We start from the raw sequence: 15,632 nt of genomic DNA, 5'->3' as shown, positions 1-15,632 counted from the left end.
GCAAGCTGATTTGGTGCAAATCCAAAACCGACAGTTATAGTCTGGATGGGAGAAGGGTATAAATGCAAACTTTTTAAATTTAAAATAATTTAGAGGGTTTATTTGACTATGCATTTATTACAAACTTCCCATTCATTATGCGGGAAGTTTTTTTGTTTTCGTTTAATAACAAGTACGCAATACAACCACCTCAAGGATAGAGATGCATAGTAGATCTCACTGATTTAGCGAACAAACTAATTGAATAGAAGATGTTCTTCGGGGTAGGGTGAAATTCCCAATCGGCGGTGATGAAGTCATTCAAAGTCCGTGAGCGCAAGCTGATTTGGTGCAAATCCAAAACCGACAGTTATAGTCTGGATGGGAGAAGAACAAATGAGATAGTAGTCTATGGAAAAAAAAGTTAATCCAACTAGGCTTATTTGTTGATGTCTTATACTCCCAAAACCCCTTTGTCAAAGGGGTTTTTCTTTTTTTGTTAGCTAGGAAGGGAGACGGATACAACGTTTAAAATGACGGATAGAAAACTAAAATTAACGGAAACACTCCGAAAAGTGACGGATAAAAACTGTCAAAAAAAAGAAAGAAGGTGGAGAAATGTTTACGGGGCTTGTAGAGGATATTGGCACAATTAAAGCCGTGCAAAGCGATAAGTACAGTATGAAAATTACTGTTCAATCACCCAAAATAGTGGAGGATGTAAAGCTTGGCGATAGTATAGCAGTCAATGGTGTTTGTTTAACGGTGACACATTTTACGCAGCAGGAACTTACCATGGATGTTATGCCTGAGACAGTCAAAGCAACTAATTTACAGCAGCTAGCGATAGGAGATCCCGTTAATTTGGAGCGCGCTATGCCTGCAAATGGGCGATTTGGTGGTCATTTTGTAGCTGGACATGTGGATGGAATCGGGAAAATTTTACGAAAGCGTCCGGTTGCTAATGCAGTCTATATCGATATCGAGTTATCAGAGGAACTCACAAGCTTTTGTATTCCAAAGGGTTCCATCACAATTGATGGCACGAGTTTAACCATTTTTCATGTTGAATCGAACAGTGTCACTATTTCATTGATTCCGCATACGTATAAGGAAACTGTTTTAGGTATGAAGAAGGTTGGAGCAATCGTAAATATCGAAACAGATTTGGTTGGTAAGTATATTTTGCAGCAACTGAAAAAAGGACAAGTTACGTCAACCATTACAAGAGATTACTTAGCCCAACATGGTTTTTAATATATAAAATGAGGAGATGACACTAGTGCTGCATGCAATTGAAGAAGCCCTAGAAGATTTAAAGCAAGGCAAAATAATTGTGGTAGTTGATGATGAAGATCGAGAAAATGAGGGGGACCTTCTAGCGCTTGCTGAATTCATCACACCGGAAACAATTAACTTTATGGCAACCTATGGTAGAGGTCTTATTTGTACGCCTATTTCACAGCAGCTAGCACAAAAGCTAGATCTACATCCAATGGTCCAGAACAATACAGATAACCATCAAACAGCATTTACGGTCAGTATCGACCATGAAGAAACAACGACAGGAATTAGTGCCTTTGAACGCGCGTTGACAATTCAAAAGATGATTGAAGATCAAGCAAGGCCAACTGATTTTCGTCGACCTGGCCATGTTTTTCCTCTAATTGCAAAGGATAACGGTGTCTTAGAGCGTAGAGGACATACTGAGGCAACTGTTGATTTAGCAAAGCTTTGCCAGAGTGTGCCTGCGGGTGTTATTTGCGAAATCATGGGTGATGATGGACAGATGCTACGTTTTGAAGAGCTGACAAAGTACGCAGCTCAACATGGCTTAAAAATGATATCGATAGAAGCATTGGTTGCCTATCGCAATCGGTTATTCACAACAGAAAATACACTATCTATTTAAAAAGGAGAAAGAACAATGGGTAAAAAATTTGAAGCACAATTAATTGGAACAGATTTAAAAATAGCGGTAGTCGTAGGACGTTTTAATGAGTTTATTACAAGCAAATTATTGGATGGAGCAATGGATGGTTTAACACGACATGGAGTAGATGAAGCATCTATTGACGTAGCGTGGGTTCCTGGAGCTTTTGAAGTTCCATTTATTGCTAAGCAATTAGCAGAAACAAAGAAATATGATGCCATTATTGGATTAGGAACTGTTATTCGTGGATCAACAACACATTATGACTATGTGTGTAATGAGTCGGCAAAAGGTATTGCCAATGTGTCCTTAACAACAAATGTCCCTGTTATTTTCGGTATTGTCACAACAGAAAATATTGAACAGGCAATTGAACGTGCTGGCACGAAGTCTGGTAATAAAGGCTATGATGCTGCAATGTCAGCAATTGAAATGGCAAATCTGAAAAAAATGATTGGATAAGAACATGTTCTAATAGCCATCACATCATTTGTTTTCTTGAATATTTTTAATATCCATGGGAAAAATATGCTTAAGTGTATTTATTGAAAGTTGTTTATCATAAATGTACTAATCTTGAGCTGGCTCAGTAGGAGATGAGAAGTATTTCATCAATGGAACAAATGATTAATTTGAAAATGCTGAAATCACTATTTCAACGCTCTGCTGATGTGATATTCCAACAGTATAAATTTCAGCAACATACGGTACATTTTATAACTTGTGATGCGATGGTAGACGAGCAAATACTTCAAACAGTGATTGTTCAACGGGTTCAAGACTTATTAAATAATAGCTCTGACGAAATGCTAGAAGAACAAATAGAACAGCATTTACAAATTCCTTATCTTCAAAAGGTACTAACGAAAGAGGATATACTGACAAGAGTTTATAAGGGCCACGTATTATTGTATTTTGAGGAAAATCAATTATTATATTCGAGCAATATTTCAAAACGACCTAACCGAGAGCCTGGAGAAACAACACTTGAATTAGTAGTTAAAGGACCTAGAGATGACTTTATTGAAGATATATTCATTAATATTGCTTTGTTAAGAAAACGATTACCAACCAATTCATTTAGTGTCGAGACATTAGAAATTGGTAAACGTTCTAAAACTACAGTAGCGATCCTTTTTATGGAAGATATTGTGAACCTCAATATGCTGGAGCAAATTCGATTACAATTACAAAAGATTGATACGGATATCGTTGTCAATGGTGATTTATTAATGGAAGCAATCGAGAAAACTGCCACGATTCTTCCAAGACATGACTATACCGGAAGACCAGATTTTGCAGTCCAGGCATTGATTAGGGGAAGAATACTTCTCATGATTGATGGTGTTTCGTATGCCATGATTACACCAACAAATATTATGCTGCTTTTTAAATCGGCAGAAGATAATGAATATCCTATTATTGTCAGTTCAATGGAACGAGTGCTACGAATTGTAGGCATAATGATTAGTATGTTATTACCCGGCTTTTGGCTTGCATTAACAACTTTCCATCAAGAACAGCTACCTTTTCTACTTCTTGCAACGGTTGTAGAGTCAAGAACGGGTTTACCATTTCCAACGATTTTAGAAATACTACTAATGCTATTTATGTTTGAACTGTTTCGTGAAGCGAACTTACGTCTACCCAGTGCTGTCAGTGGCTCCGTTAGTGTGGTAGGTGGCTTAATTATCGGCGATGCTGCGATAAAAGCTGGTGTTACAAGCCCTTCGATGATTGTGGTGATTGCCATTTCAAGTATTGCTGCTTTTACACTTGTTAATCAATCATTCGTGACAGCTATGAGTATTTTCCGATTAATCATCATTATTGCATCTGCATTTTTGGGTTTATTTGGGTTTTTTATTTCAGTCTTCTTCATTCTACTGTATACAGCAAATATGCAAGTACTAGGTGTACCATATATTAACTTTAGTGCAGATTTTGAAAAAGGCAATATTAGAAAATCTTTATTACGTGTTTCTCCAAAGGGCTATAGCAAGCGGCCTTCCTTTTTAAAGCCACAAGATCGAACACGTACTTCAAGTAAAAATAAATAACTTTTCAAAGAAGATCAGGTATTGTTAGTACCTGGTCTTTTTCTTTGTTTTATTTTAGTGAAAAGAGACATAAAACGTTACTATTTACCTTTTTAGTTTACTTTCTTGTTAAGGATTATTAAACTATTTGTTAAGTGTATAATTTTAGTAATGGAAAAATAAAATTTGATTTTATGTTTTAATTTATGTAGGATATACAAGCAATGTTCGCAATACAAACGATACAATAGAGTTAATTATAATATAATAATATTCTAGAATATTTATAGATGAGGAAGTCCCGTTTTATATGAAAAATCGAAAAGTAAAACTAATATTAATTCTATCAACGTTTTTATTATGTTTGTTTACAAGTTTAAACATCTTTACATCCTATGTAAAAATTAAAAAGACCGTTGAGGAGTCGATTGCCAATCAAAGTTTAGAGGCTGCCCGTTCCATTGCTTCATCTATTGATACGGATGCTTATCAGCAATTTTTGAATAATCCACAGGAAAATGCGTATTATTGGAAAGTAAGAAGCTACTTAAACGATGCAAGAATAAAACTGGGTGCACTATTTGTTTACACCCTAAAGGTGGATAATCCAGAAGTATCGACAGCCATGATTACAGGGATGCCAAAAGAAATGAGAGAGGGCTTCGAAATTGGGGTAGTTTGTACCGTTCCCGCGAAGGAAGTTGAAAAAGCTTATAACGGTGAAACCTATGTTACAGAGGTCATACATGACTCTATACATGGTTCCTACTTATCAGTTGGCGCACCCATCAAAGATGACAATGGGAAAATTATTGGGTTTTTAGGTATTGATATTAGCGCAGATACTTTAAATGGTATTAAAGGTAAAGTCATTGAAGACAATCTATTTATTTTTATCTTTAATGGAGTCTTTATTTTAATTGTCATTGGTTCTTTTTTATTTTTACAGAGATGGTATCAAAAGGAAGTAGCGAAAGAAGTTGGTGCTACTGAAGACACATATCAAGCAGAAATCAAAGCATTGATTACGTCGGTGTCATCATTACGTCATGATTTTACGAATCATATTCAAGTATTACACGGTCTTCTTCAATTAGAAAAGACTGAGCAAGCCAAACAATATTTGTCTTCACTATCCAAAGAGGTTCAAGCAATTAAATCATTAAAGTTAAATATTGATCATCCAGGTTTATCCATATTATTGCAAACGAAAAAGTTAACGGCACAGAATCATAACATCGATATGGATTTTACTATCTCTCAAGATGACTTTAATAAGATTAAAACGACAGATTTAATCAAGATTCTATCGAACTTAATTGATAATGCCATAGATGCTGCAGTAGAGTTACCGGAGGGACAACGTAAAATAATGATTTGCTGTCGAGCAGATGAAGCACAATATGAATTTAAAATTACCAATACAGGTCCAAATATTGCTCATCCTGACCAAATATTTAAACAAGGTTTCTCAACGAAAAAACTTGAGAATGGTAGACTAAGAGGACAAGGATTATTTATAGTTAAAGAAATTGTTTCAAAATATAATGGTCATATTTCGATCGATTCATCAACACATTTAGAAACGACTGCCATTGTTAATATACCAATAAAATAACAGGAAAAAAGCTTTCTACAAAACAATTGTGGGGAGCTTTTTTTAATATGTAGGACATACATTACAAAGTATAAAGTGATATGATGGAGGAGATGAAGAAAATGGAAAAGAGCCTCCTGGCATTAATGAAAAAGGGCGGGCTTATTTTGTATGGAAGGCATGGGGCAGCAACGGTTGGTGTAGATCAACCCTATGGTACATTTCATAGTTGTCAAAATCAGAGAAACTTATCAGAACAAGGGCGTAGGGAAGCTGTTTATTTTGGTCAAATGCTACGTTATTGGCAAATCCCTATCCTTTCTCCTATTGCAACAAGTCCATTTTGTCGAACAATTGAAACCGCTCGGCTGGCATTTCCAAATTACGATGTACAAATTGTGCCCTTTTTGTATGACATCTATAAGTTAGGTGGCGATCTTCCTAGCAGTGAGCAAACTAGAATATTAACAGCCCTTTCATCTATGCTGGAAATAATTCCGCCACAGGGCATGAACAGTGTAATCATTGGCCATAGCTTTCCTAGAGATGTGGGACTTGGCATCCTCCCCGATATGGGAACGGTAGTAATACGGCCAAAAGGTCCAGGTCAAGGATATGATATTGTGAAGAAATTAACTTTAGAAGATTTAGCAAAAATAGATTCCATTTGAGAAGAGGGACAATATGAAGATCAAAACAGTTTCACAGTGCACGTTAGAAGAAGTATTGAAAGCATGGAATAAAGGCTTTGAAGGATATTTTGTTGAAATCAACATGACGGCAGAAATGTTTTTGCATCGATTAGTTGGGGAGGGGCTGTCTCCAACGCATTCTATTGTTATTTTTGACCAGGATGAACCAATTGCAATCGTTCTAAACGGTTTCCGTATCGTCAATGGCAAGAAAACTGCTTGGAATGGTGGCACAGGTATTTCACCAGACTATCGTGGTAAAGGAGTTTCCCGTTTATTAATGGAAGAAGCCCTAGCTATCTACGAGCGAGAACAGGTGGAGATCGCTACGTTGGAAGCGATCAAAGAAAATAAGGTTGCCATTGCGTTATATGAGAAATATGGCTATGCTATTTCCAACCAATTGCTATTTTTAAGTGGGGAATATGAAGGGGAATTTGAACATACAGCTCGCATTCATATAGAAACTATTCGCCCTGAGCAACTACCCCATTTCCCGTTCTATCAGGAAGATGTGCCGTGGCAATGTAGCTGGCAGAGTGTGAAACAGGGAGAAGCCAAGATTTTTTATAACGACGATAATAAAGCACTGGGCTATATGCTATACAAAACCGTTTGGAATGATAGTGGTGAAGTGGAGCGAATACTACTCTACCAATTAGAGATACTTGAAGATCGACATCAAAATTTACTACCCAACTTTCTCGAAAGCGTCATAACATGTCCAGTCCAAATGACGGCTGTTAACTTTTTAGCTAATAATCCCGCAACTAGCTTTTTAATAAAGAATGGCCTAAAGGTGACGACAGAGCAGGTACAGATGAAAAAGCAATTTTAAGCAAACTATTGTAATAAAGAACCCGGAATAAAAAATGAAGAACATGTCTTTTATTGAAATAGCGAGCCTCCGGAAGTAATGGATGGCTCGCTCTTCTATTATTCTACTGTTACTGCTAGTTCTTTAACAATGAAAGAGGGAGAACCATGGCCACTTGGTAAGAAGTACAGATCTGAGCTAATGGCTTGTATATCTTTTAATAATGTGAAGAAATTACCTGCAATGGTCATTTGTTTGACTGGTGAGGCAATTTGACCATCTTGAATATGGAATCCTCTAGCTGCCACTGAAAAATCACCAGAAATACTATTTGTTCCTGAATGAAGTCCTGATAGATCCGTAATAAGCACACCTTCAGTTAAAGAGTGGATTAATGAGTCCTGTGTCTCTTGGCCGGGTGCAATATAAAAGTTTTGTGGGGCGACAGACAAAGTGTCCTTATAAGATTCTCTTTGTGCATGACCTGTTGACTCACAGCCGTCTTTTTTGGCTGTTTTTCGATTGTGCAAGAGTGTTTGTAATGTGCCATCGGTAATTATGGCTTGTTGTTTAGTGGCAACACCTTCACCATCAAAATTGCCTCCTGATAACGCTTCAGGATGATACGGTGCAGTGATGAGTGACAATATGTCAGAAGCCACTTGCTGTCCTTCTTTGCCTTTTAGCAATGACTGATTTTTTTGTGCCTTCTCAGCGGAGAAAATCGGCATAAAGGTACTTAGTAATTCCGCTGCGGCATCATGACGGAGAATGATGGGATATTTGCTTGAAGGGATGGATTGCTCACCTAAATGGGCGAGAGCCTCCTCAGCAGCAGCCTTGGCAATAGCATCTACATCAAGGGAATGAAAATCTCTTGTCATTTTCAAATAACTACCAGCTTTTAATTCGTCACCTTGCTTGACAACTGTGGACAGGAAGAGGACTAAGCCGTTTTCCTTATGTGATAAAGATAAATTTTTACTATTCGCTAAAGCACGTTCAGTTGAATAGTATTGAAGTATACAATAATCGAGCGTTATAATGCGGGGATCATACGCTCTGATTTTTTGCTCTATAGCCTTTAAACATTCAATCTTTTCTGGAATACTCACTGCTTCTAGTTCTTCATTAAAAAAAGAATGTTGAGCGTATTTCTCGCTACCCTCAAAAATAGAGAGATCTTCAGGCTCATCGAGTACATCCGCATTGGCTTTCACCTGATCAATTAAAAAAGCGATAGAATCATCATCTATTTTTTCTGTATATGCATAGCCCATCTTTCCATTATAGAGTCCTCGAAGACTGAGACCGCCATCGTCTGATGTTTCATAGCTATCCAATTCACCTTCATAAAGTGTGCACTGAAATGAAGTTTTCTGTTCATAATAGACTTCTGCTTCTGTTAATCCAGCTTCTACTGCTTGTTGTAAAAGATTTTTTTGGTATTGTGTAATGCTCATAGTTTATTCCCCCTTTGTTCCACCAACAGTTATTTCACTCACGCGAATCATCGGCTGACCAACATTGACAGGAAGGCTACCACTTAGTGATCCACACATGCCGGCTCCGTGCGCAAGATTATTGCCAACTCGATCAACTAGCTGCAATGTTTTAGCTCCATTGCCAATAAGGGTTGCCCCTCGCACAGGTCGTTCAATTTTGCCATCTTTGACGATATAAGCTTCCATTACCGCAAAATTATAATCACCAGTGGAAGGGGAAACTTGTCCACCACCCATATATTTTGCATAAATTCCGTATTCTGTAGAAGCGATAATATCGGCTGGCGTAGATGTGCCAGGTGCGATAAAGGTATTCGTCATGCGTGATGTTGGATTAAATCGGTAGGATTGTCGGCGTGAAGAGCCTGTTGGCTGCGCATTCATGCGTCGAGCATTAAATTTATCAATTAGGTAGCCCTTTAAAATACCATTTTCAATTAAAACATTTCTCCTTGTTTTTTCTCCCTCATCATCAATATTAAGCGAACCCCATTCATTCGGAAGTGTGCCGTCATCAATATATGTAACAATTTCAGGAGCCACTCTTTCCCCAATACGATTCGCAAAGACAGAATTATTTTTAGCAACAGCTGTTGCTTCTAAGCCATGGCCACAAGCCTCATGGAAAATAACGCCACCGAATTCATTATCAATGATGACAGGGAATTTTCCGCTTGGACATTCATCTGCATGAAGCATCGTTACAGCAATACGTGCAGCTTCTCCTGCGTAATGATTAAGATCCAGTCTTTCAATAAATTCAAAGCCTGCATGGGCACCAGGACCATAGAAACCTGTTTGCACTTCAGTACCTTCTTCAGCAGTTGCTCGCATGCTCAGCCTACTATAAATACGTGTGTCCTCTACAAATTTACCTTCAGAATTAGCGATTAGTACGTTCTGCTGTTCGTCTAAATAACGGACAAATACTTGACTAATACGGGGGTCATAATTTCTAGCGATTGAATCTGCTTGTCGCATGATAGCGGTTTTCCTGCTGTGCTCCACAGTATTAGGCATACGCAGGATTTGATGAATAGGTGTCACCATCTCCTTATGAAGAGGGTGAATAGTACCTGACGCACCACCTTTGATAGCTAGTGCTGCTCGTTTGGCTGCTGCCAATAAGCCTTCCTCTGAAAAATCATTAGTGTAGGTATAGATACTTTGAAGGCCTGAAAAAATTCGAATGCCAATACCAAAATCACGTCCAGCAATACTTTGATCGATTTGTCCGCTTTGTAAAACGAATTCATTAGCATACTTATCTTCAATGAAGATTTCAGAAAAATCACCACCTGTAGCGAGAGCTGCTTCAAGCACATTTTCTATAATGGATTGTTTAATCATATAAATTCCTCCTTTTCTTGATTATACCAAATTTTTAAAAAGTTCTGTATTATTCTATATTTCTAGATTGGTGATATACAAATTTATGTATATTGCCAATAAAATTTTTTATGACATAATTTTTATGCAATTTCACCAAACTAATGGAAAGACAGAGGAAGGTGAAGAGATGCAGCAACCATATAATGCTGGTGATATAGTTTATATTTTTTATCGCAATCCACATATTCAGGATGTAGCGAATATACAGGAAGCGGCGGTAGTCAATCATCCAGAGCAACCAGAGGAGCTAGCTCTATTTTTATTCGAAACCTATTATCCGATCACGAATGATATGTTAATTTTTTCGAGTGAGATGGCAGCTGAACAAGCCTATCATCAGTATTTTCACTAGGAGGTGGACATGATAAAGCCTTTTACACCTCAGCTTGTCTATTTTGAACCCGATGCACTTCAGTATCCATTAGGGCAGGAGCTCAAAGAGAAGTTTGAGAAAATGGGGATTGAAATTCGCTATACGACGTCGCACAATCAAGTAAGAAATCTGCCAGGAGACAATGATTTTCAAAAGTATCGCGTAGCTAAATCCACCTTAGTGGTTGGGATTAGAAAGACGTTAAAGTTTGATACATCGAAGCCTTCAGCAGAATATGCCATTCCATTTGCAACAGGCTGTATGGGCCATTGTCATTATTGTTATTTACAAACGACAATGGGCAACAAACCTTATATTCGTACGTATGTAAATGTCGATGAAATTCTAGAGCAAGCTGATCATTACATGGCCGAAAGAGCTCCTGAAATCACACGCTTCGAGGCATCTTGTACCTCTGATATTGTAGGGATTGATCATTTAACACATACATTGAAACGTGCTATTGAGCATTTTGGGCAAAGCGAGCTTGGCCAATTGCGGTTTGTTACGAAATTCCATCATGTAGACCACCTATTGGATGCCAATCATAATGGCAAGACAAGGTTTCGTTTTAGCGTTAATGCAGATTATGTCATCAAACATTTTGAGCCAGGTACATCCCCACTTGCAAAGCGCATAGAGGCGGCAGGTAAAGTGGCAAGAGCTGGATATCCACTTGGATTTATTGTGGCCCCTATTTATCTCCATGAAGGGTGGCAGGAGGGATATTACCATATGTTTGAACGATTAGATGCAGAGCTACCTAAGGATGTACGCGATGATATCACATTTGAGTTTATTCAGCATCGCTTTACAAAGCCAGCTAAACGAGTAATTGAAAAAAATTACCCGATGACGAAGCTAGAACTCGACGAAACTGTGAGAAGGTATAAATGGGGCAAATATGGAATTGGCAAATATATTTATCAAAAAGAAGAAGAGGAAGATATTAAAGAACATTTATATCGCTATATGCAAAAATTCTTTCCACAAGCGAAGCTAGAATATTTTACGTAACTATGAGAGAGAGAACAATATGTTTTCTCTCTATAGTAATAATTGTGCTATATATGGTTCAATAAAACGACGATCTGTTAAATTTTGTGGTAAATGGCTCAGTGAGAAATAGTGCATCGTCTCTGATTCATTGTAATCAATCACTAAATCACCGTGAACATTTCTTGTATAATAGACAGCTGTAACAGAATATAATTCATCTCCATTTGACACTTTAAGATAGCAATCAGGTCCAGAAAAAACACCCAGTAACTGTAAGTCTGAGATGATCAGACCTGTTTCTTCTAACACTTCTCTTTTGGCGGTATCTTCTAAGCTCTCACCCAATTCCATTAAGCCACCTGGAAGCCCCCAGCCGCCATCATATCTTTTTTGTAGTAACACTTCGTTTGCACTATTTAACATGATGACAACAGATCCAGGTAAAATAATCGGTTGATGTCCTACGTATTGTCTTAAAAATTTATAGTATTCCATGATAACATCCTTTTCTTTAATTGATTTTCCCTCTGTATGAATTAACCATAAAATGAAAAAATCCTGCTTATGTTCATATTTGTATAATCCAAAAAGCAATGGTAACGCTAATGAAAAAGGGGAGAAAATAGAGTGGATTCATTCCAAGTAAATTGTTGGTCAGAGCATGAAGAGCTAAAGGTTGTCATGCTTTGTGCACCTTCAATTGCAGATGTCTCAGATTTAACGATAGCGGAGCAGGTAGGTTGGAGTGATACGGTTAATCATAGTAAGGCACTGGAAAGCTTCATGGCACTAAAGATGATATTAGAAAACGCGGGGGTTAAAGTTATAGATTACGCAAAAGAACTTCCTATTGATCAGCAGTTATTAAGTGAACAGTTGATTAACCGTTATTTTGTACGTGATCTTGCGTGTGTTATCGGCAATCGAATAGTACCTGGTAATGCAGGAAGCTCACTAAGGCAACCAGAATATCCTCTTGCTCATGCACTTTTAGAAAAATGGTTTCCCCAACAATTGATGCCAATGTTGCAACCACTACATTCATTCGAGTGTGGAGATGTGTTGATTTTAAATAAGGATGCTGTACTTATTAATCTCGGTATGCGAACGACAATAGAGGCTATCGAAGGTATAATGGAAACTATTTTACATGAGGGATTTTCTGAAATCGCAGTCATTGATTTACCAAAAAGCAATGATACGCTTCATTTAGATATGAATTGTAATGTTGTGAACAAGAATTTGGTCATCGCTAAAAGTTTTGTTCGTTACTTTCCAGTACAGGTATTGAAAGCGAAAAGCAGACGTTTTGATATGGTGGAATCATTTTTAAAGCATCATGGTTTTGAAGTTTTCTGGCTAGACACCTATAAGACAATCCCTGATATTAATTTTATTAACCTAAATCCTGAAACATTAGTGATTAGCAAACAGGCATCGAAACAGCAATTATTGGCACATCCACTACTAAAGAAAAAGAACTTGCTTGAGGTTGACGTCACAGAGCTTGAAAAAGGCGGTGGTGGAATTCGATGCATGACAATGCCATTAGTAAGAACGTAATGAAAGGCTGATAATAATGACATCAAAAACAAGTAAGGGTAGAATGTCTTGGTGGCAGCTTTCACTTCTCGGTATCGGCTGTACATTAGGAACAGGCTTTTTTCTTGGAACAAGTATGGCCATTCATAAAAGCGGACCAGCCGTGCTCATTCCTTTTTTATTAGCAGCCATTTGCACGTATATAGTTTATGAGGCTCTTGTCAAAATGTCTGTGGAAAACCCTGATAAAGGCTCCTTTCGTACTTATGCCAAGCAAGCCTTTGGACGATGGGCAGGGTTCAGTAATGGCTGGGTATACTTGATGTCAGAGTTATTAATCATGGGAAGTCAGCTGATGGCGCTCGGAATTTTTACGAGGTTCTGGTTTCCAGCACTGCCACTCTGGATTTCTGCAGCGATTTATGCCGTACTAGGATTAGTCGTGATTCTAACAGGTATGAAGGGCTTTGAAAATTTCCAAAATATCTTCGGAGCTTTAAAAGCTGCTGCCATTATCATGTTTATTATCGTTGCCGTTATTATCATCATGAAAGGCACGCAAGCAGCAACACTGGATTCATTACAAGCTAATTATGAATCCTTTTTTTCACAAGGAATGAAAGGAATATGGCTTGGACTGCTCTATGCCTTTTATGCCTATGGAGGAATTGAGGTAATGGGGTTAATGGTTATCGATTTAAAAAATCCGCAAGAGGCGCCGAAAGCAGGAAGAATTATGCTTGTTGTCATAACAATCATCTTTATCCTAGCTATTGCACTTGCATTGGCACTTGTATCATGGAAAGACTTTGCGATAGATGAAAGCCCTTTTATCACAGCACTTCATGGTTATCATATACCTTTTGTAGCAGATATTTTTAATGGTGTATTAATCATTGCTGGTTTTTCAACAATGGTCGCTTCGCTTTACGCGGTTATCACCATTCTTATAACACTGGCAGAGGATCATGATGCTCCAGATATTTTGGCGAAAAAAGGGAAAATGAAAGTGCCATTTCCCGCCTTTATTTTTTTAACGAGTGGTTTAGTCATCACGATTGTTATTGGCTTTCTGATGCCAGAAAAAATTTTTGAATATTTAATTACCGCAGCGGGTTTAATGCTAATCTACAACTGGCTCTTTATTTTAGTGACCTATAGGAAGCTCATGGCATTATCAAAGTGGGCCTATGTGAAAAATAATATAGGGATATTACTCATTATAGTGACGGTGTCTGGGACTTTAGGCGAAAAAACAAGCAGACTCGGTTTTTACGTGAGCCTGCTCTTTATTGTTCTAATTGGATTGGCGACCTGGTTCGTCGTGAAAAGGCAAAGGAATATTACGTAATGAACCATTTTCCTGTGACATCCGTAAAAAAGGGCATTTGGATGGACTTTGATTATCGTCACTTAAAAAATACTGCTTCCATTCATAGCTATCCTCTTGTCCATACCATTTTAAATCAGGATGTCCTGGAATTTGGTCATAGTCTGCAATGCGCTGGCGGATGAGCTTTTTCATTTTTTGTCCAAATGCAGTAGAGTCGTTTATATCATTAAATATCCAGCGAGGTTGAATGGCCATTAACAAAGTAGAAAAATGACGGCTCTTCCGCAATTTATGTGCTGGTGTAGCACAAGAAATAAAATAGGGTTCCCCGTTAAAGCAAAACTCCCATTCATTATGGACTGGATCTGTCGGTATTTCTTCAGGCCAAGCTACCTCATCTATGTTGGTTAAATGGTTTAAGACTGACCAAAATAACTGTTGATAATCCTCCACCTTAAAGCTTTCTAGCATATCAAGAGGGGTATGAAAAAACACTGTAAGGGTTGTATATTTTCCACAAGATCGCGAGACTTTCGCGTATTCCTTTAAGCACTGTGCTAGCAAGTTAATCGATTGCTCTTCCCGTGAATCGCCAACAAAACTATAACGTAAATGATTAGATAAAAAGCCCATTCTGGCTGGTACACACGGAAACGTATTTGCTTCATCAGCAATCGTGGCAGCAAAGTCATTATAGGCAGACTGTTGCCATAATGGAAGTGCTTCAAAATGATCCTCAATCCACTTCCTATCAAACACTACACCTTCCACTTGAGACTCCTCCTTCTACTCACTTTTATACTATTAAAGAAAAAGCAAATGGGTTACGAATCTGTCGCGAGTATACGAGGTATTCTTTCGAGAGACTGATCAATCAATACAAATCACAAATGGTCTTTATTTTTCAAACCAGAGTATGAGCGGTATTGAGTCAAATGTAACCACCTTGAGATAGGGTATGAGCGGAATGGAGCCAAGAATGATCACCTCGATCAAGAGTATGAGCGGGATGGAGCCAATAAGGATCACCTCGATCAAGAGTATGAGCGGCTTTGAGCCAATTATGATCACCTTGAGCCAGGATATGAGCGGAATGGAGCCAATAAGGATCACTTCGATCAAGGATATGGGCGGAATGGAGCCAATAAGGATCACTTCGATCAAGGATATGAGCGGAATTGAGTCAAAGGTGATCACCTCGAGCTAGGGTATGAGCGGCTTTGACCAATAAGGATCACCTCGAACAAGGATATGAGCGGAATGGAGCCAATTATGATCACCTCGAACAAGGATATGAGCGGTATTGAGCCAAGAATGATCACCTCGAGCAAGAGTATGAGCAGAATGGAGCCAATTATGATCACCTTGAGCAAGGATATGAGCGGTTTTGAACCAATAAGGATCACCTCGATCAAGAGTATGAGCGGAATG

General features: G+C 38.1%; 15 protein-coding genes, 1 pseudogene and 2 riboswitches (1 of these 18 running past the window's edge). Of the genes and pseudogenes, 12 read left to right on the top strand and 4 right to left on the bottom strand.

Going from position 1 to position 15,632, the window contains the following annotated elements; genetic code table 11:
* Nucleotides 1-61: riboswitch (FMN riboswitch) on the top strand; it begins 165 nt to the left of the window's first position.
* Nucleotides 62-250: 189 nt separating this feature from the next.
* Nucleotides 251-376, top strand: a riboswitch (FMN riboswitch).
* Between the two features lie 221 nt (nt 377-597).
* From ribE to RT445_RS11075, 7 genes and pseudogenes are all read left to right on the top strand, one after another.
* The gene (ribE, locus tag RT445_RS11105) at nt 598-1,236 is read left to right on the top strand and encodes a riboflavin synthase (RefSeq protein WP_274796420.1); all 639 of its coding nucleotides are present in this window, start codon (nt 598-600) and stop codon (nt 1,234-1,236) included.
* A 16-nt stretch (nt 1,237-1,252) separates the two neighbouring features.
* Nucleotides 1,253-1,852 (top strand): annotated as a pseudogene (ribB, locus tag RT445_RS11100) (3,4-dihydroxy-2-butanone-4-phosphate synthase); the annotation flags it as partial.
* Nucleotides 1,853-1,906: 54 nt separating this feature from the next.
* On the top strand, nt 1,907-2,374 hold the full coding sequence (gene ribH / locus RT445_RS11095) for a 6,7-dimethyl-8-ribityllumazine synthase (RefSeq protein ID WP_274796421.1): 468 nt from the start codon (nt 1,907-1,909) through the stop codon (nt 2,372-2,374).
* A gap of 152 nt (nt 2,375-2,526) precedes the next feature.
* Entirely contained in the window at nt 2,527-3,972 is a 1,446-nt protein-coding gene (locus tag RT445_RS11090) for a spore germination protein (RefSeq protein WP_313470598.1), read from the top strand.
* Nucleotides 3,973-4,261: 289 nt separating this feature from the next.
* Nucleotides 4,262-5,569: an ATP-binding protein gene (locus RT445_RS11085; protein WP_274796423.1), complete on the top strand. Its 1,308-nt coding sequence runs from the start codon at nt 4,262-4,264 to the stop codon at nt 5,567-5,569.
* Between the two features lie 101 nt (nt 5,570-5,670).
* Nucleotides 5,671-6,219, top strand: a complete 549-nt coding sequence (locus RT445_RS11080) for a histidine phosphatase family protein (protein WP_313470597.1) — start codon at nt 5,671-5,673, stop codon at nt 6,217-6,219.
* 13 nt (nt 6,220-6,232) lie between these two features.
* Nucleotides 6,233-7,078: a GNAT family N-acetyltransferase gene (locus RT445_RS11075; RefSeq protein WP_313470596.1), complete on the top strand. Its 846-nt coding sequence runs from the start codon at nt 6,233-6,235 to the stop codon at nt 7,076-7,078.
* Nucleotides 7,079-7,176: 98 nt separating this feature from the next.
* On the opposite strand, the gene RT445_RS11070 is transcribed toward RT445_RS11075, so the two are convergent.
* Nucleotides 7,177-8,520, bottom strand: coding sequence for a TldD/PmbA family protein (locus RT445_RS11070; RefSeq protein WP_313470595.1), 1,344 nt, complete (start codon nt 8,518-8,520; stop codon nt 7,177-7,179).
* Between the two features lie 3 nt (nt 8,521-8,523).
* Entirely contained in the window at nt 8,524-9,912 is a 1,389-nt protein-coding gene (locus RT445_RS11065; protein ID WP_274796427.1) for a TldD/PmbA family protein, read from the bottom strand.
* Between the two features lie 169 nt (nt 9,913-10,081).
* On the opposite strand from RT445_RS11065, the gene RT445_RS11060 reads away from it, so the two are divergent.
* Both RT445_RS11060 and splB read left to right on the top strand, forming a co-directional pair.
* Nucleotides 10,082-10,306, top strand: coding sequence for a transcriptional regulator SplA domain-containing protein (locus RT445_RS11060; RefSeq protein ID WP_274796428.1), 225 nt, complete (start codon nt 10,082-10,084; stop codon nt 10,304-10,306).
* Nucleotides 10,307-10,315: 9 nt separating this feature from the next.
* The gene (splB, locus tag RT445_RS11055) at nt 10,316-11,344 is read left to right on the top strand and encodes a spore photoproduct lyase (RefSeq protein WP_313470594.1); all 1,029 of its coding nucleotides are present in this window, start codon (nt 10,316-10,318) and stop codon (nt 11,342-11,344) included.
* A 30-nt stretch (nt 11,345-11,374) separates the two neighbouring features.
* Here the strand turns inward: splB and RT445_RS11050 are convergent, their stop codons facing one another.
* Nucleotides 11,375-11,821, bottom strand: a complete 447-nt coding sequence (locus tag RT445_RS11050; RefSeq protein ID WP_312505566.1) for an NUDIX hydrolase — start codon at nt 11,819-11,821, stop codon at nt 11,375-11,377.
* Nucleotides 11,822-11,953: 132 nt separating this feature from the next.
* Here RT445_RS11050 and RT445_RS11045 point away from each other — a divergent pair, with 132 nt between their 5' ends.
* Both RT445_RS11045 and RT445_RS11040 read left to right on the top strand, forming a co-directional pair.
* Nucleotides 11,954-12,889, top strand: a complete 936-nt coding sequence (locus tag RT445_RS11045; RefSeq protein WP_313470593.1) for an arginine deiminase family protein — start codon at nt 11,954-11,956, stop codon at nt 12,887-12,889.
* A gap of 16 nt (nt 12,890-12,905) precedes the next feature.
* Nucleotides 12,906-14,219: an amino acid permease gene (locus RT445_RS11040; RefSeq protein WP_313470592.1), complete on the top strand. Its 1,314-nt coding sequence runs from the start codon at nt 12,906-12,908 to the stop codon at nt 14,217-14,219.
* Here the strand turns inward: RT445_RS11040 and RT445_RS11035 are convergent.
* Complete coding sequence (locus tag RT445_RS11035; RefSeq protein WP_313470591.1) at nt 14,166-14,972, bottom strand: YqcI/YcgG family protein; 807 nt, start codon at nt 14,970-14,972, stop codon at nt 14,166-14,168. The genes RT445_RS11040 and RT445_RS11035 overlap by 54 nt on opposite strands.
* 196 nt (nt 14,973-15,168) lie before the next feature.
* Here RT445_RS11035 and RT445_RS11030 point away from each other — a divergent pair, with 196 nt between their 5' ends.
* Nucleotides 15,169-15,408 carry a hypothetical protein gene (locus RT445_RS11030; RefSeq protein WP_313470590.1) on the top strand — a complete coding sequence of 80 codons (240 nt, stop codon included), beginning with the start codon at nt 15,169-15,171 and terminating at the stop codon, nt 15,406-15,408.
* Nucleotides 15,409-15,632: the final 224 nt, after the last annotated feature.

The organism is Lysinibacillus sp., from assembly GCF_032093475.1.
Classification (GTDB): Bacteria; Bacillota; Bacilli; order Bacillales_A; family Planococcaceae; genus Lysinibacillus; species Lysinibacillus irui.
This window is presented reverse-complemented; position numbering and strand designations above follow the sequence as displayed.